Raw genomic sequence first — 15,946 nt, 5'->3', positions numbered from 1 at the left:
CTGACCGCGGATTAAACGTGGTGCTTCTCAGCATCAGGTTAAGCCTGCGGTCTTCAGATTGAATACCAGGGGTTCTTTTCATGACCTTCGCATCACGCTTGGCAGCGCTCGCGCTTGCCGCGATCACACTCGCCGCCACACCGGCCTTAGCCCAGCAGAGGGGCCGCGAGGCGCCCGACACCTACCGCTCGGAAGAGCTGGTTGGCGCCGGCCACCGCTTCTTCGGCAATGTGTCGCGCGGCCTCGCTTCGGTGATCGAAAAGGCCGTCAGCCAATGGGGCCTGCCAAACGGCTACATCCTGGGCGAGGAAGGCTCCGGCGCCATCGTCGCCGGCCTGCGCTATGGCGAAGGCACGCTCTACACCAAGAATGCCGGCGATCTGCGCGTCTACTGGCAGGGCCCCTCGCTCGGCTTCGACTGGGGCGGCGACGGCGCGCGCACCATGACGCTGGTTTATAACCTGCCAGCGACCCAGGCGATCTATCAGCGCTTCGGCGGCATCGATGGCTCCGCCTATATTGTCGGCGGCTTCGGCATGACGGCGCTGACCGCCAACAATATCGTTCTGGTGCCGATCCGCTCCGGCCTGGGGCTCCGCCTCGGCGCCAATATCGGCTATCTCAAATTCACGCCGTCAGCGACCTGGAACCCTTTCTGATTTCGTCAGAACGGGCCGGCGCATCAAGGTTAACGAAGCGTTACGCTGTCTTTGCCTGCGCGCGCATGGCATGTTAACCGCGACTTTTCAGCGCGTGGGAGCATGTCATGGTAGAGCCGATCATGTATCTGGCGATCGGTTTTCTGGCCGCGATCTTGTGCAGCCTACTGATCATGCCGCTGGTCCATAACCGCGCCGTGCGCCTCACCACCCGCCGCCTGGAAGCCGCAACGCCACTGTCGATGGCGGAAATTCAAGCCGACAAGGACCAGCTGCGCGCCGAATTCGCCATGTCGGCGCGGCGGCTGGAAATGAGCGTCGAGCAGCTCAAGGGCAAGACCACCAACCAGCTCGCCGAACTCGGCAAGAAAACCGACGCCATCAACCGGATGAAGGTCGAGCTGACCGAAAAGACCGCTGCGATCTTCGATCTGGAAAACCGCGAGACCGCGGTGAAGCAGAAACTCGCCACCACCGAAACCGAATTCGCCGCCAAGACCGATGCGCTGGCCGCTGCCGATCGCGCGCTGACCGACAAGCAGGCCGAGCTCGCGCGAATCACGGCCGAACTCAATGATCGCACCCAGACGGCCGAGGGCCGCCAGGTCGAGCTGGTGACCGTGCGTACGCAGGTGGAGGAGCTGCGCAGCCGCCTCGGCCTCGCCGAGCAGGATTTCACCTCGACCCAGCACAAGCTCGAACTGCAGCGCGGCGAGTCCGTGTCTGCCACGCGCGACCTCGCCGAAGCGCGCGCCCGCGTCGAGAGCCTCAATCACCGCGTCACCGATCTCGATCAGCAGCTGGCGATCCAGGTGCATGAAGCGGAGCTGCTCGGCAACCGGGTCGATCAGCTCGAGACCCAATTGCTGGAACAGACCAAACTGCTCGCCGAGCGCGACTTCGAGAATGCGCAGCTGCGCCAAGCCCATGAGGCGACCGAGCAGATGGCGCGCAACCTGCGCGTCGAGATCGCCGCCAATGCCGGCGGCAAGTCCTCGCCGCTGGTCGAGCAGCTTCGCGCGGAGAAAGCCGGCGCGGAGGAAGAACTCCGTCTTGCCCGCGAGGAGCGCAGCAAGCTGCAGCGCGACCTTAACACCATCCATCAGCAGGCCGAGAGCGCCTGGGCCACCGAGCGCATGGAAAACGCCCTTCTGCGCGAGCGCATCAATGACATTGCCGCCGAAGTCGCCAAAATGGCCATGGCGCTGGAAGGGCCGAATTCGCCGATCGAGGCCATTCTGGCCGCCGATCCCGCTGCCAGCCAGCCGCGCCCGGCCAATGACGCCGGCTTTGCCCCCAACAGCACCCTCGCCGACCGTATCCGGGCGCTGCAATCCCACGCGTCGCGGGCCCGCCAGCCGGGCTGAACCGGCCCGTTTTACCCGTCAGTGCAACAATGTGGTCGCAACCGGCAGGGCGTGCTTGACACCCCCACCCCCAATTCCCTAAATCGCGCCACTGACGTCACGCATCGCCGGGCTCCCGCCCGGCCTTTTGGTTTCCGGACCCGTTCTGGACCCGCCGCGACGTCCGGGCGCATAGCTCAGCGGGAGAGCGTTCCCTTCACACGGGAGAGGTCCAAGGTTCGATCCCTTGTGCGCCCACCATTCAAGTCATCCGAAAACAATCAATTGGTCGCTCTGGCGTCAGCGCGTCGCGCTTGAGGGCCGGAGCCAACGCGTCATCAAGCCGTGCCGGATTTCCGAGCCACCGTGCTAGCGTCATCACTGGCCCGTTTCCGGGCCGGAGGACCAAGCCATGCCTAAGGGTGAGCAGCGCGGCAATCGTGAGACCAAGAGGCCGAAGAAGGTGAAGCCGAAGGAAATCGCTGCCAACGCCTCCACCACGGGAGTTCTGAACATCTCCGCCGTGAAGAAGAAATAGCCCAAACGCCGCGCTGGGCTTGTCCTGGCGCGGCGGTCTATATGCGAACGGAGAGCGCGGGACGTCAGCTTCAAAGCCCGAACAGACCGGCCAACACCGGCACCAGGATGAAAGCCGCGAGCCCAAGCGCGCCGCCGATCGCGAACTTCATCCGACGCCCTGGGATCTTCGTATCGAGCCAGGTGAGTAGCTTGATTACGAGCACACTGGCCCAACGCCATATCACGACGCGAATGATCGAGATCAGAACGTCTGCGAACAGATTGGCCATGATCCAATGGTCTTGCGGCTCGCCGCCAAGGTTCATCGCGCTGCGAGTTCGCGGATCGCTTCAGAGACCGGAATCATCGTCAGGCGAGAGTTGAATGACACCACCGCTCAGCCAGAGAAGCTTTTTCGTCGCAGGGCTGAACCTTTCCGGCAGCCGCGCGTCTACTGAGCGTGGGTGGTCCCCCAAGCGCCCACAAATCCCCAGACTGGAAGCCCCGTTCCCCCGACGGGGCTTTCATCTGTCTGGAGGAAGGGCTTTGCACCTTTACACACGCCGCAGCGAAATCTTGCGTCACGCCGATCTTCAATCGAGGGAGATCGACTGTCGGCGAGACGATCCCCGCCAGCTCGTCGGCGAGGACGGCAGGTCCAGTCGCGATGCAGAGCACTCTGGTACCCGAGGACCATCCAAAGAAAGATCCTTCGATACGCGCAAGTCCAGCGCAATGTGTGACATTGCCGGTAAGACCGACTGCGCGATTGCCGATGATTGCTTCAAACCGAAATGCCTGGGCATCGCATCCTCCTTCCGCGGACAGCCTGACAGCGCCAATCAACGTGCCGTGGTCCGAGCCACGGATACTATGCGCGGCCATGCTTGAAAGAGACTTGCGTTACGTCAATCAATTTGCGTTTTCGCCACTCGCCTGCATCCGCAGTTCGCACAAACACGAAATCTGATGAGGTCATCACTCCGCGACGCATGTTCAGTGAGGTTTCGTTACCCATGATTGCCCACTCTTCTCACATTGATCGCGAGATTCGGAGTGGGGAATATGACTGTGCAGAACGAGCAGGAGCGTCTGGTTGCCGATACGCTGGCTTTCGTCCAGCGCCTTGCGGAGCAGCCCGCCGAGACTGCCAGTCCGTCAACATTCGCTACGGCGACGGCTGCTTCCCGAGTGCCGCGCTACGCCACGGAGACTGACCTGCGCCAGGAAATGCGATCGCGCCTCGAGGCATTTCGCAACAGGCAACGTTTCCTCGAAATCGAGCGCGAAGCCTATTACCAGCAGGCCATGCAGCGCATTCGTGCGGTTACAGAGTCGTATGCCCCGCTCTAGCTGCGCGCAGGTTTGCGAAAGTCTTCGCTACTTCAAGCTTGACGGCAGGATCGCTTTCACATCGATCACAGCCACTTCGTTTCCACCTTCCGAGACGGCGACAACAAAGCGCGGAATACGCTGCTGACCAAGCTTGATGGCTTCGGCCAGAATTTCGCGCGCCGAAAGTAACGCCTGCTCACGCGCAGCCGCGATGCCCGGAAGATCACTGCCCTCCGCATCACAAATCACATCGTCGCCATCGACGAGATGGAGAAAGTATTTTGCCATGGCTGCCGCTCTTTCGATGAGGGACAAGCTACTTGTGGGTAACTAGTTTCGCTGCAAAGGGCGGGCGTCTCGCATTTGGCCTACACGATCCCGCATCTGCGCATCCATGGCGCGATCGATACGTCCGACGCTCACGGCGGCGCGCACATGCTCACCCGCCAGTTCCTGCCACCGCCGCGCTTCCGCCAGCCAGAATGCGCGATCTGAATCATCACGATCTGCCTGCTCTCGGCAGATCGCAGCCTGCGCTTCGCAAATCGTTCTCCGGTCCATGATCGTTGCTCGCGCATTGAACCAGATCACAGTCTAGCAGCTCATCAATATCCGTCGGTCCGCTAGCCGACATTCGGCGGAAAAAGACGATCGTAGTGGTGGCGCACGTCTTCATGGCATTCACAGGCCCAGCGCCGGATCTTCTCGACGTCCAATATCTGAATACGGCCGCGGCTATGGGAGATCATGCCGGCCTTCTGCAGTTCGATGGCGACGCCCGTGACGCTGGTGCGCCGCACGCCCATCATTTGCGCAAGGAACTGCTGGGTGACGGTGAGTTCGTCTCCAGCGAGCTCGCGCATGCGCAGCAGCCATTTGCAGGTTCGCGCCTGCACCGAATGCACTGCATTGCACGCAGCTGTCTGCTGCACCTGCGCCAGATGGAAATGTTCGTAGGACATCATCATCCGGCGAAAGGCCGGATGCTTCTCCGCCAGATGGACGATGAACTTGGCATCGAAGCTCGAGGCCGGGCCACCGACCTGCACCGCAACATGATTGAGCGAGATCTTGTCGTCGAGCGCAAGGCCCGCGCCGAACTGACCATCGCGGCCAATCATGCCGGTCTCGATGGCACCGCCGCCGGCAAGCTCGACCACGCAAGAGATGATGCCTGCGTGGGGGAAATACACTTTCTCGATGGTATCGTGCGCCTCGGCAAGCACATCGCCCTGAGACAGCTCGACCACGACAGCATGCTTGGCCAGCTCCTCATATATCGCAGTCTCCATACGCGATAGGAGGCTGTTATCGTGCTGTCTCATAATTGCTCCCGTAAGCAGACCGAAGGGAGCGCAGTCGAATTACCCGTTGGGAGCACTGACCATTCTCGTCCCCCGTCCTTCAGCTGGAACAACGGATACTTGTCCGTTCCGACCATGTCGGTCCGGTACCCGACACTACCGATTCAAAATCCGTCAGGGAGCGTTGCGTTCCACGCGTTGACGGCGGATTGGCCTGTGCTGTGCGGCAACCAGTCGCAAACGTCACCAGGAGGTGCCATTCCACATCTTCAAGGTGAGATCGCGGAGCAATCGGGTCGCCGCACTGCGCCGCTATTCACACTGCTATCTTGTGTCAGCTAGCGGACCGACGCTGGAGCGCGCATGTCCTAACGTTCCCGGCAAAGACACCGCAAGGAAGGACCATGGCTCGCCCCATCACACGTAAATGGACCGATGAGGACATCAGCCGCCTGATCGCACTCGCCGAACAAGGATCGTCCCTGATTCGCGCCGCGGGCGCCCTGAACCGCAATACGGCTTCCGTGCAGAAAATGGCCCGCCAGCTCGGCCGTCGTTTTCCGGGTGTCCGCGAGACCAAAGCAGGGCTGCGCGCCATCAACATCCACGAAAAGTAAGCCGCCCCCGATCGCCACACGGCCTGACAGAGATCGAACGGCAAACCGCTCTGACGTCCTGCGGCCTCAGCGCCCTGCCCGCCATGGAACCTTTCGCCCGTTCTGGCGTTTGAGCCGGTTTAGAGTCTCAGTTTCTGGCATCAGATAACAGGCCCGAGTGAACAGACACGATTTCAAGGTCGATCTCACCAATTGCGATCGCGAACCCATCCATATTCTCGGCGCTATCCAGCCGATCGGCTTTCTTATCGCAGTCAGTTTCGACTGGATCGTCGCTCGCGCGTCCGAAAATGTTCGGGATTTCATCACGCGCTCGCATGAGGAGATGATCGGCCACCCCCTTGCCGACTTCCTGCCTTCCATCGCCATTCACGATCTGCGCAATCGCGTCGCGCTGCTGCGCGGAGCGGACGCCGTCGAGCGCGTGTTTGGCTGTGAGTTGGTTAAAGGAGCCGCACCATTCGACGTCGCGCTGCATATGTCGGGCGGACAGATCGTCATCGAAGCCGAGCCCGCGGCCGGAAATCCCGGCGATACGACCGCCATGGTGCGATCCATGGTCAGTCGCCTCGATCAGGCGCCGGACATGACCGCCTTCTTCCGCGAAGGCGCGCGCCAGATCCGCGGGTTGCACGGCTATGACCGGGTGATGGTCTACAAATTCGACCCAGAAGGTTCAGGCGAAGTCGTCGGCGAAGCGTGCCGCTCCGGCATCGGTACGTTCAAGGGCTTGCATTATCCCGCCAGCGACATCCCGCAGCAGGCGCGCGCGCTGTACAAGCGCAATCTGCTGCGCATCATTACCGATGTAAACGCAAAGCCCGTGCCGGTGGTACCGGCTCTTGATGAAGACAATCGCCCGCTTGATCTGTCGCTATCGGTGCTGCGCTCGGTATCACCGATCCACATCGAATATCTCAAGAACATGGGCGTCGGCGCCTCGCTGTCGATCTCGATCGTGGTCGATGGCGAATTGTGGGGTCTGTTCGCCTGCCACCATTATTCGGCGCGCTGTCCGGCGTTCCAGAAACGCGCAGTTGCCGAGCTCTTCGCACAGATGTTTGCGATGCGTCTCGAGAGCCGCGAGCGCCGCGAAGCGATCGAATATGAGCGGCGGGCACGTGACATCTCCGATCAGTTGCTCGGCGCAGTCGCATCCGATGAGACGCTGCTGAAGGATCCCGACTGGCTTGCGGACATTCTGACCCATGCCATTCCGGCCGAAGGCGTGGCCGTCTGGATCAATGGCAGCTACGCTTTTTCCGGCGTCACGCCACCGACCGACGGCTTCCGCCGCATCGTGCGTGCACTCAATGGCACCGCAGCAGGAAAGGTATTCGCCACCGACTGCATTTCCTCGCTTGTGGACGGCGCCAAAGAATATTCGTCAGAGGTCGCCGGCATGCTGGCGATCCCGATCTCGCGCTCGCCGCGCGATTACGTGGTGCTGTTTCGATCCGAATTGATCCGCTCGGTGCGCTGGGCCGGCGATCCGCACAAGCCTGTCGAATATGGCCCCAACGGTCCGCGTCTGACGCCACGTGAGTCCTTTGCAGAATGGAAGGAGCTGGTCGAAGGACGCTCGCGGCCATTCACGACATCGGAGATCCGCGTTGCTGAAACGCTACGCGCGACGCTGATCGAGGTTGTGCTACGCCTTGCCGACGAAGCCGCAGCGGAACGCCACCAGGCGAGTGCGCGACAGGAGCTGTTGATTGCCGAACTCAATCATCGCGTCCGCAACATCCTCGGCGTCATCCGCGGCTTGATCCGGCAATCGCAACCCGATGAAGACGCAGTGAAGCAATTCGTGAAGGTCGTCGATGGCCGCATTCACGCTCTCGCACGCGCGCATAATCAGATCACCGATGATCACTGGGGCCCCGCGCCGCTGCAGGCGCTGATCGATGCGGAAGCAGCCGCCTTTGCCGACCGACCTGAAGCGATCATTGCGAGCGGTCCACCAACGCTCCTGAACCCGTCGGCCTATTCCACCATGGCATTGGTCGTCCATGAGCTTGTTACCAACTCCACGAAATACGGCAGCCTGTCTACGACGGATGGTCACGTAAATATCGACTGGCATCGCGAACGCAATCGCGATCTCGTTCTGACGTGGAAAGAATCCGGTGGCCCCGTCGTGAAGGCTCCGACGCGCAAGGGCTTTGGCACGACGATCATCGAACGCTCGGTGCCTTACGATCTCGGCGGCACCGCGGAGGCGAAATATGAAGAGAGCGGCTTCAGCGCCCGCTTCAACATTCCGGCGCGCCATGTCTCGGAGCCCAAAAACCATGCCGGCCCGGCGATCAAGCTGATGCGCCCGACCCATGGCCACGCTCCGAAACCGGTGCCAAACCTGCTGATGGACAAGACCGTCATGCTGGTGGAAGACAGCCTGATCATTGCGCTCGACGCCGAGGATATCATCAGCCGGCTTGGCGCCGAGACGGTCGCGACATCCTCGACGGTCGAAGCCGCGCTCGACAATCTCGGGCAAATGACTCCGGCGATCGCCATTCTTGACATCAATCTGGGCGATCAGAACAGCTTTGGTATCGCCGACCGGTTGCTGGAAATGAACGTCCCGTTCCTGTTCGCCAGCGGCTATGGCGAGCAGGCCAAACTGCCGATGGATCATCGCTCCCGGATCGTTGTACAAAAGCCCTATACGATGGAAAATCTCGCCCGCGGGATCGCTGAATTGCTCGGCATCGACGGCGAGATGTGATGGCCCACCTGACCTTCTAAGAAACTCCCACGATGAGTATTGCCGATCAGGACGACAATACCGGCCAAGCAACCGCTGCCGAAGCGCGCGATCGCTATCGCCTGCTGTTTGAAGCCATGGATGAAGGCTTCTGCATCATCGAATTCTTCGACGGCCCGCACGGCCCGCTGAGCGACTATATCCATATCGAGGCCAATGCGGCTTACGCGCGGCACACCGGCATCCCAAATGTCGTCGGCCAGAAACTCCGCCAGATGGTTGGCGACGAGGCTGATGGCTGGGTGGAGCTCTATGGCGGCGTGCTGCACACCGGCAACGTCATCCGCTTTCAACGCGAGCTGGTCGCGACCGGCCGCCACCTCGAAGTCAGCTCATTCCGCATCGGCAATTTCGAGGACCGTCAGGTCGCAGTCCTGTTCAAGGACATCACCGATCGAGTCCGCATCGAGGCAGCACAGAAACATCTTCAGGAGACGCTGGAGACGCGCATCGCCGAGGCGCTATCCGAGCGCGAGAAAGTGGAAGGCGCGCTGCGGCAGGCACAGAAGATGGAAGCCGTCGGCCAGCTCACCGGTGGCCTCGCCCATGACTTCAACAATCTGCTCGCCGGCATCTCAGGTGCCTTCGAGATGATTCATGCACGGCTCGCCCAGGGCCGGCACGGCGATGTCGAGAAATATCTGTCCGCCGGACAAGGCGCGGCGCGCCGCGCGGCAGCGCTGACCCATCGCCTGCTCGCCTTCTCGCGCCAGCAGACCCTGAGCCCGCGGCCACTGGTGGTCAATCGTCTGCTGCCGGACTTTGCTGAACTCGTCCGCCGCACCGTCGGCCCGGCGATCGAGGTGGAGACCATCGGCGCGGCCAGCCTGTGGACCACGCTGGTCGATGCCAACCAGCTCGAAAACGCGCTGCTCAATCTCTGTATCAATGCCCGCGACGCGATGCCCGACGGCGGCAAGATCACCATCGAGACCGGTAATCGCTGGCTGGACGACCGCAATGCGCGCGAACGCGGGATCGATGCCGGGCAATATATCAGCGTCTGCGTGAGCGACACCGGCATCGGCATTGAGAAAGTCAATATCGAGCGGGTGTTCGACCCGTTCTTCACGACCAAGCCGATCGGCCAGGGTACAGGTCTCGGCCTGTCGATGGTCTATGGCTTCGCGCGGCAGAGCCACGGCTATGTGCGGATCTATTCGGAAGTCGGCCAGGGCACGATGGTCTGCATCTATCTCCCGCGCTTCCATGGCGAGGAGGATGTCGCCAGCGAGACGTTGAATGCCGAACGGATCGAGACTGGCTCTGGCAAGACCGTGCTGGTGATCGATGACGAGCCAACGGTACGGATGCTGGTGACGGATGCGCTATCGGACCTCGGCCATGCGTGCCTCGAAGCCGGCGACGGGCCGTCCGGTCTGAAGTTCCTGCAATCGGACGCGTCGATCGATCTGCTGATCACCGATGTCGGGCTGCCCGGCGGCATGAATGGACGTCAGATTGCCGAAGCCGCGCGGCGGCTACGACCTAACCTGCAAGTCTTGTTCATCACGGGTTATGCGGAGAATGCCGTACTCAATCACGGCCATATCGAACACGGTATGGAAGTGCTGACCAAGCCTTTTGCGGTGGACGATCTCATCCGGCGGGTCAGCCGCCTGCTGCTCAGCGATCAGCAGGATAGTCGGGGCTAAAAGCGATCAGTGCAGGACGGCGTGGGCAACCGGCGCTTCGGCGGCGCGTGCGGCCACGAGCTGCGCCTTCAAGTCGGCCAGTTCGGTCTCCAGCTGACGGTTGACCATGATGAGCGCGCCCACAACACCGCGGGTATCACCGTGGCAGGCGGCAACGAGGTCATCGATTTCGGAATCGAGTTGGGTCACAAAAATCTCCTGCCAAACTTTCAGATGGCTTCAATTATCGGGGAGGTCTTGCATCAATATTAATTAATACTGGAGTCCTAGGCGGCATCGCTAACGTGCATGATTACCGGTTAAGGGCCTCTTTCCGGCGTCACAGAATCCACAGCCGACTTTCTGCGATCGCCCAAGCGCGCCGAGACCGGCGCGCGGCCCCAGTTGTCGCAATAATCGATATCCACCAGAGATTTAGCGCCACCATTGCAATGCACTAATTTGATACCTCCGCGCCGGCGCCGATGGCACGGAGGTAAATATTTTTGCTAGCCGAAGCCAGCAACCGCGTGCGGAACGTAAGGCGTCTCCAGCGCAGCGATCTCGTCCTTCGTCAATTTGAGCGACAGCGCCGCCACCGCATCGGTCAGATGCCCCGGCTTGGACGCCCCGATGATCGGCGACGTAATGCCCGGCTTTTGCAGCAGCCACGCCATGGCGACCTGGGCCTGCGGGACGCCGCGCGACTTTGCGACGGCGGCGACCTGCTCGACGATCTTGCGGTCGGCCTCCTCGGCCTGGACATAGAGCCCCTTGCCGAATTCGTCGGTATTCTGTCGCTCGCTGGTCTCGTCCCAGGCGCGGGTCAGGCGGCCGCGGGCGAGCGGGCTCCATGGCATCACGGCAATACCCTGATCGGCGCAGAACGGCAGCATCTCGCGCTCTTCCTCGCGGTTGAGCAGATTGACGTGGTTCTGCATGCTGATGAATTGCGTCCAGCCATTCAGCCGCGACGTATAGACCGCCTTGGCGAACTGCCACGCATACATGCTGGAGGCGCCGATATAGCGCGCCTTCCCCGCCTTCACGACATCATGCAGCGCTTCCATCGTCTCTTCGATGGGCGTTTTCTTGTCGAGGCGATGGATCTGATAGAGATCGACATAGTCGGTCCCGAGGCGGCGCAGGCTGTGATCGATCTCGGTCATGATCGCCTTGCGCGACAAGCCAGCGCCGTTCGGCCCCGGACGCATGCGATTGAAGACCTTGGTGGCGATGACCACGTCGTCGCGCCTGGCAAAATCCTTCAGCGCACGGCCAACGATCTCTTCCGACGTGCCGTCGGAATAGACATTTGCGGTGTCGAAGAAATTGATGCCGAGTTCGATGGCTTGCTTGATCAACGGCCGGCTATTGTCTTCGTCCAGAGTCCAGGCATGCGACCCGCGATCGGAGATGCCATAGGTCATGCAACCCAGACACAGACGTGACACTTCGAGACCGGTATTTCCGAATTTGACGTAATCCACGCGTTCACTCCCTGTTTGATTATTTGGTTTTCACGAATTCGGCAAAAGCATCCGCATAATCGGGATGCCAACGCGACAGCGCCGGACGGTTCTCGACGACATCGCCGATCGCCCACAACATGCGCCGCTCGTCGAGCGCGCGCGGCACGTCATTGTCCGGGCAAAGGATGTAGAAGTCGCCGGCCTCGATGCTTTGCATCATGAATGCGACGGTCTCCTCCGGCGTCCACGCTGCAGCCGGCTTCTCCTTGCGATCACCGGCGGTCAGGCCGGTAAAGACGAAGCCCGGAATCAACAGATGCGCGGTGACCTGGCAGCCCTCGGTATTGCGCAGCTCATGCGCCAGTGCTTCCGTATACGCCTTCACGCCGGCCTTGGAGACGTTATAGGCGGGATTGCCAGGCGGTGTGGTGATGCCCTGCTTGGAGCCGGTATTGATGATCAGGCCCGGCTTCATGCTGGCGATCATGTTCGCCGCAAAGGCCTGGCAGCCATTGACGACGCCCCACAGATTGACGCCGATCAATCGCTCCCAGTTATCGCGCGGACCGAGTGCCGACGTCGAGACCTGGATGCCTGCGTTGTTCATGAGCACATCGCAACCGCCGAAGCGCTGCCGGACATCGGCCGCCAGTTTTGACATCGCGGCGAGATCGCTGACATCGACATCAGCCGTCATCACATCGTCACGTCCGCCCTTCGCTACCGCGATGATTTTCGCGGCTGCATCGGCGAGACGATCCTCGCCGAGATCGGCGATACAGATGCGCAGCCCAAAGCCCGCGAATTGCAGTGCAGCAGCAAGGCCGATGCCCGACGCCCCTCCAGTGATGACGGCGACAGAGCCGGCGGACAATGCGGCGTGAGGCATGACACACTCCAGGGATGCAGGATTGGAAATCGTCTAAGAGGGATCGCCACCGATCGCGCGATCGGAGCAGGTTAATCCTATAACATAGGGTGGTGCGATCCGGTGTCACGTCACCGCGAGAGAATTCACCGTCATGAATTGCGTGCGTAGACCTCCTATGCAGTGCATCCGGTGTTCCCCAGCTTTACCCATCGGGCGGAAACGATATATTCCGCGCGCCACAACGGCAGAAAATTTAAAAGCTCCGGGAGGATCATCATGGGCTTGATGCAGCCAATCTCCGCCACCTCGCACCCCTATGCGAACGGCTCCTACAAGCAGATGCTGATCGACGGCAAATGGGTCGATGCGCAGTCGGGCAAGAAGTTCGAGACGCATAATCCCGCTACCGGTGCACTGCTCGCCACCGTCGCCGAAGGGGATGCCAAGGATATCGATCTCGCCGTTGCCGCCGCACGCCGCGCCTTCGAAGGCCCGTGGAGCAAGGCCAAGCCATTCGAGCGCCAGGCGCTACTGCTGAAATTTGCCGACCTCGTCGAAAAGCACTTCGATGAACTCGCACTGCTCGACACGCTCGACATGGGCGCGCCGGTCAGCCGCACATTCGCAGGCAAGCAGCGCATCATCGGCATGCTGCGCTTCTATGCCGGACAGGCCACGCTGATCTATGGCGAGACCATCGAGAACTCACTGCCCGGCCAGATCTTCTCCTACACGCTAAAGGAGCCGGTCGGCGTCGTCGGTGCGATCATTCCGTGGAATTCGCCGCTGAGCGCCAGCGTCTGGAAGATCGGCCCCGCGATCGCGACCGGCTGCACCGTGGTGCTGAAGCCCGCTGAAGAAGCGCCCCTGACCTCGCTGCGCCTCGGTGAGCTCGCGCTCGAAGCCGGCTTCCCGGCTGGTGTCATCAATGTCGTCCCAGGCTATGGCGAGACTGCCGGCGCTGCACTCGCCTCGCATCAGGACGTCAATAAGGTCGCCTTCACCGGTTCGCACTTCACCGGCCAGTCGATCATCCGCGCCTCGGCCGGTAACCTCAAGCGCGTGTCGCTGGAACTCGGCGGCAAGTCGCCGAACATCGTGTTTGCCGATGCCGACCTCGACGCCGCAGTCCCGGGCGCAGCGATGGCGGTGTTCGCCAATTCCGGCCAGATCTGCAGCGCCGGCACCCGGCTCTTCGTCGAGAAGAAGATCTACAACGAATTTGTCGGCAAGGTCGCCGAATTCGCCAAGACGCTGAAGGTCGGCAACGGCGTCGATCCCTCGATCCAACTCGGGCCGCTGGTGTCGAAGGAGCAATTCGACCGCGTCAGTGGCTATCTGACCACTGGTGCTGGCGAAGGCGCCAAAGCACTGGCTGGTGGTGGCCTTCTCACCGACGGCGATCTGGCCAAGGGCTTCTTCGTGCAGCCGACGGTGTTCGCCGACGTGCAGGACGGCATGAAGATCGCACAGGAAGAGATCTTCGGACCGGTGATTTCGGCTATTGCCTTCGAAGACATGGACGACCTTGTGACACGCGCGAACAACACGATGTTCGGCCTCGGCAGCGGCGTCTGGACCAAGGATGTCAGCAAGGCGCATCGCCTCGCAAAATCCCTGCAGGCGGGCTCGGTGTGGATCAATTGCTATCAGGCGATGGACCCGGCCGTGCCATTCGGCGGCTACAAGATGAGCGGCTATGGCCGCGAGTCCGGCGTTCATCACGTGGATGAATATCTCAACATCAAGTCGGTCTGGATCAACACCTGATCCGATCGGCCTGAAACAAAGGGCGCGAGGCAATCAGCCTCGCGCCCTTTTTCTGTAGGCAGGACACGGCGCGAGCGTGCCTTTGCCCACCCTACCGTCTACGCAGCTGCCTTCGCCGCATACTGGTCGCGCAGCTTGCGCTTGAAAATCTTGCCCGTGGATTCCCGCGGCAACGCGTCGTGGAAGTGGATTTCCTTCGGCACTTTGAAATTCGCCAGGCGCTGCTTCAGATAGGCCTGGATATCCGCCGAGGAAATCGTCAAGCCATCCTCGATCTCGACACACCCGACCAAACGCTCGCCGAATTCATCATCCGGCACGCCGAACACCGCGCAATCGCGGATTCCATCCATCCCGATCAGCGTGCTCTCGATTTCGGCCGGATAGATATTGACGCCGCCGGAGATCACCATGTCGCGTTTGCGGTCGCACATGAAGAGATAGCCATCTTCATCGAGATAGCCGACATCGCCGACGCTGATGAGCCCGTCGCGACCAGCCTCGGCACGCGCTTCCGGCCGCCCCTGATAGTCGAAATCCGGCACGGAGGTCTGGCGCATATAGATCTCGCCGGGCTCGCCCACATCGCATTGCGTGCCGTCCGGACGATAGATCCGCACCACACCGCCGTCGATGGTGCGGCCGACGGTGCCGGGCTTCTTCAGCGCTTCCTCCGACGAATGCCAGATCGGCACGCCGGTCTCCGTGGAGCCGAGATACTCATTGATCACCAGCCCCCACCATTTGATCATCGCCTGCTTCACATGCACCGGGCATGGCGCCGCGCCATGGATGACATTGCGTAATGAGGACAGATCGTAGCGGGACTTCACATCGTCCGGCAGCCGCAGCAGGCGCACGAACATCGTCGGCACCATATGCATATTGGTGACGCGATGTTGTTCGACCAGCTGCAACAAGTCTTCCGGATCGAAGCGCGGCTCCAGCACGATAGTGCTGCCATGGCGGAAGGCCATCAAGCCATAGGAGCTTGGCGCCGAGTGATACATCGGCCCGTTCATGAGTACGATCTGGTTGTCCGGTTTGAGGCCATACGCGATGGCGCCGACGCGCTCGGATGCTGCGGCCTGCTCCGGCGTCATGGTCCCGCGCTTGACGCCTTTCGGGCGGCCGGTGGTGCCGGATGTGTAGAACATGGTCAGCGCGCGCTTGGGCGGATTGTCCATCGGCACCTGCTGCTCGCGCCATAGGTCGAAGTCGGTCGCGCCAGCAGGGACATCCGTCGCCGCCTCCGCCACGCCATAAGCAGCAGCAATCTCGGGCGGCGTGCGCACGATCAGGACCGGGAGATCCTTCGACAACCCATCAGCGATCTGTGGCAGCAGGTCCGCATGGCAAACGAGCAGCTTGGCCCCGCTATCGGCGAGGATGTAGCCGACCTCTTCGCCTTTCAGATGCCAGTTGATGGGAACGATCCGCGCGCCGATGGCGCCGGCGCCGAAGGCAGTCTCGAACAGCGCGAAATCGTTGCGCAGCATCATTGCGACAGGCGTAGCCTCGCCGGCACCGAGTGCCTTGAAACCGGTCGCCGCTTTGGCGATGCGCTGCATAATATCGGGATAGCTGATGCTGCGGTCGCCGCTGATGATCATGATCCACCCTCATATTGATCTTCTTGCCGCTGCCTT

Annotated in this window: 16 protein-coding genes and 1 tRNA gene; 10 read left to right on the top strand and 7 right to left on the bottom strand. The window is 61.4% G+C overall.

All coding sequences use genetic code 11. The annotated features are described in order from the left end of the window. Positions 1-80 precede the first annotated feature (80 nt). From ACIQ2A_RS04060 to ACIQ2A_RS04045, 4 genes are all read left to right on the top strand, one after another. Positions 81-659 (top strand): DUF1134 domain-containing protein, encoded by a 579-nt coding sequence (locus ACIQ2A_RS04060; RefSeq protein ID WP_398476030.1) that lies wholly within the window; start codon positions 81-83, stop codon positions 657-659. Between the two features lie 107 nt (positions 660-766). Beyond that, positions 767-2,026 (top strand): hypothetical protein, encoded by a 1,260-nt coding sequence (locus ACIQ2A_RS04055; protein WP_398476028.1) that lies wholly within the window; start codon positions 767-769, stop codon positions 2,024-2,026. A gap of 165 nt (positions 2,027-2,191) precedes the next feature. After that, positions 2,192-2,266, top strand: a tRNA-Val gene (locus ACIQ2A_RS04050). Between the two features lie 151 nt (positions 2,267-2,417). Then, complete coding sequence (locus ACIQ2A_RS04045) at positions 2,418-2,543, top strand: hypothetical protein (protein WP_398476025.1); 126 nt, start codon at positions 2,418-2,420, stop codon at positions 2,541-2,543. Between the two features lie 70 nt (positions 2,544-2,613). On the opposite strand, the gene ACIQ2A_RS04040 is transcribed toward ACIQ2A_RS04045, so the two are convergent. After that, positions 2,614-2,814 (bottom strand): hypothetical protein, encoded by a 201-nt coding sequence (locus tag ACIQ2A_RS04040; protein ID WP_398476023.1) that lies wholly within the window; start codon positions 2,812-2,814, stop codon positions 2,614-2,616. Positions 2,815-3,589: 775 nt separating this feature from the next. Between ACIQ2A_RS04040 and ACIQ2A_RS04035 the strand changes: the two genes are divergently transcribed. Then, entirely contained in the window at positions 3,590-3,877 is a 288-nt protein-coding gene (locus ACIQ2A_RS04035; RefSeq protein ID WP_398476021.1) for a hypothetical protein, read from the top strand. Positions 3,878-3,904: 27 nt separating this feature from the next. On the opposite strand, the gene ACIQ2A_RS04030 is transcribed toward ACIQ2A_RS04035, so the two are convergent. Further along, on the bottom strand, positions 3,905-4,174 hold the full coding sequence (locus tag ACIQ2A_RS04030) for a DUF6894 family protein (RefSeq protein WP_398476019.1): 270 nt from the start codon (positions 4,172-4,174) through the stop codon (positions 3,905-3,907). Between the two features lie 48 nt (positions 4,175-4,222). Here ACIQ2A_RS04030 and ACIQ2A_RS04025 point away from each other — a divergent pair, with 48 nt between their 5' ends. Continuing rightward, positions 4,223-4,354 (top strand): hypothetical protein, encoded by a 132-nt coding sequence (locus ACIQ2A_RS04025; RefSeq protein WP_398476017.1) that lies wholly within the window; start codon positions 4,223-4,225, stop codon positions 4,352-4,354. A 128-nt stretch (positions 4,355-4,482) separates the two neighbouring features. Here ACIQ2A_RS04025 and ACIQ2A_RS04020 read toward each other — a convergent pair whose 3' ends face one another. Then, positions 4,483-5,184, bottom strand: coding sequence for a Crp/Fnr family transcriptional regulator (locus tag ACIQ2A_RS04020; protein ID WP_398476015.1), 702 nt, complete (start codon positions 5,182-5,184; stop codon positions 4,483-4,485). Between the two features lie 383 nt (positions 5,185-5,567). On the opposite strand from ACIQ2A_RS04020, the gene ACIQ2A_RS04015 reads away from it, so the two are divergent. From ACIQ2A_RS04015 to ACIQ2A_RS04005, 3 genes are all read left to right on the top strand, one after another. Continuing rightward, entirely contained in the window at positions 5,568-5,780 is a 213-nt protein-coding gene (locus ACIQ2A_RS04015; RefSeq protein ID WP_398476013.1) for a hypothetical protein, read from the top strand. Between the two features lie 157 nt (positions 5,781-5,937). Continuing rightward, entirely contained in the window at positions 5,938-8,511 is a 2,574-nt protein-coding gene (locus tag ACIQ2A_RS04010) for an HWE histidine kinase domain-containing protein (RefSeq protein ID WP_398476011.1), read from the top strand. Between the two features lie 32 nt (positions 8,512-8,543). Continuing rightward, complete coding sequence (locus tag ACIQ2A_RS04005; protein WP_398476009.1) at positions 8,544-10,205, top strand: ATP-binding protein; 1,662 nt, start codon at positions 8,544-8,546, stop codon at positions 10,203-10,205. A 6-nt stretch (positions 10,206-10,211) separates the two neighbouring features. Here the strand turns inward: ACIQ2A_RS04005 and ACIQ2A_RS04000 are convergent, their stop codons facing one another. The 3 genes from ACIQ2A_RS04000 to ACIQ2A_RS03990 form a co-directional block, all read right to left on the bottom strand. Continuing rightward, positions 10,212-10,394: a hypothetical protein gene (locus ACIQ2A_RS04000; RefSeq protein WP_398476007.1), complete on the bottom strand. Its 183-nt coding sequence runs from the start codon at positions 10,392-10,394 to the stop codon at positions 10,212-10,214. Positions 10,395-10,693: 299 nt separating this feature from the next. Beyond that, positions 10,694-11,674 (bottom strand): aldo/keto reductase, encoded by a 981-nt coding sequence (locus tag ACIQ2A_RS03995; RefSeq protein ID WP_398476005.1) that lies wholly within the window; start codon positions 11,672-11,674, stop codon positions 10,694-10,696. Positions 11,675-11,693: 19 nt separating this feature from the next. Then, a complete protein-coding gene (locus tag ACIQ2A_RS03990; protein ID WP_398476002.1) occupies positions 11,694-12,545 on the bottom strand; it encodes an SDR family NAD(P)-dependent oxidoreductase in 852 nt (283 codons plus the stop codon). Between the two features lie 267 nt (positions 12,546-12,812). On the opposite strand from ACIQ2A_RS03990, the gene ACIQ2A_RS03985 reads away from it, so the two are divergent. Next, complete coding sequence (locus ACIQ2A_RS03985; RefSeq protein WP_398476172.1) at positions 12,813-14,297, top strand: aldehyde dehydrogenase family protein; 1,485 nt, start codon at positions 12,813-12,815, stop codon at positions 14,295-14,297. A gap of 98 nt (positions 14,298-14,395) precedes the next feature. On the opposite strand, the gene ACIQ2A_RS03980 is transcribed toward ACIQ2A_RS03985, so the two are convergent. Then, a complete protein-coding gene (locus tag ACIQ2A_RS03980; protein WP_398476000.1) occupies positions 14,396-15,910 on the bottom strand; it encodes an acyl-CoA synthetase in 1,515 nt (504 codons plus the stop codon). Positions 15,911-15,946 lie beyond the last annotated feature (36 nt).

It is taken from the genome of Tardiphaga sp. (assembly GCF_044336785.1).
Lineage (GTDB): Bacteria > Pseudomonadota > Alphaproteobacteria > Rhizobiales > Xanthobacteraceae > Tardiphaga.
This window is presented reverse-complemented; position numbering and strand designations above follow the sequence as displayed.

Coding starts and splice junctions, on each gene's coding strand:
- ACIQ2A_RS04060 (WP_398476030.1), top strand. CDS start 81: ATGACCTTCGCATCACGCTTGGCAGCGCTCGCGCTTGCCGCGATCACA.
- ACIQ2A_RS04055 (WP_398476028.1), top strand. CDS start 767: ATGGTAGAGCCGATCATGTATCTGGCGATCGGTTTTCTGGCCGCGATC.
- ACIQ2A_RS04045 (WP_398476025.1), top strand. CDS start 2,418: ATGCCTAAGGGTGAGCAGCGCGGCAATCGTGAGACCAAGAGGCCGAAG.
- ACIQ2A_RS04040 (WP_398476023.1), bottom strand. CDS start 2,814: ATGGCCAATCTGTTCGCAGACGTTCTGATCTCGATCATTCGCGTCGTG.
- ACIQ2A_RS04035 (WP_398476021.1), top strand. CDS start 3,590: ATGACTGTGCAGAACGAGCAGGAGCGTCTGGTTGCCGATACGCTGGCT.
- ACIQ2A_RS04020 (WP_398476015.1), bottom strand. CDS start 5,184: ATGAGACAGCACGATAACAGCCTCCTATCGCGTATGGAGACTGCGATA.
- ACIQ2A_RS04015 (WP_398476013.1), top strand. CDS start 5,568: ATGGCTCGCCCCATCACACGTAAATGGACCGATGAGGACATCAGCCGC.
- ACIQ2A_RS04005 (WP_398476009.1), top strand. CDS start 8,544: ATGAGTATTGCCGATCAGGACGACAATACCGGCCAAGCAACCGCTGCC.
- ACIQ2A_RS03990 (WP_398476002.1), bottom strand. CDS start 12,545: ATGCCTCACGCCGCATTGTCCGCCGGCTCTGTCGCCGTCATCACTGGA.
- ACIQ2A_RS03985 (WP_398476172.1), top strand. CDS start 12,813: ATGCAGCCAATCTCCGCCACCTCGCACCCCTATGCGAACGGCTCCTAC.
- ACIQ2A_RS03980 (WP_398476000.1), bottom strand. CDS start 15,910: ATGATCATCAGCGGCGACCGCAGCATCAGCTATCCCGATATTATGCAG.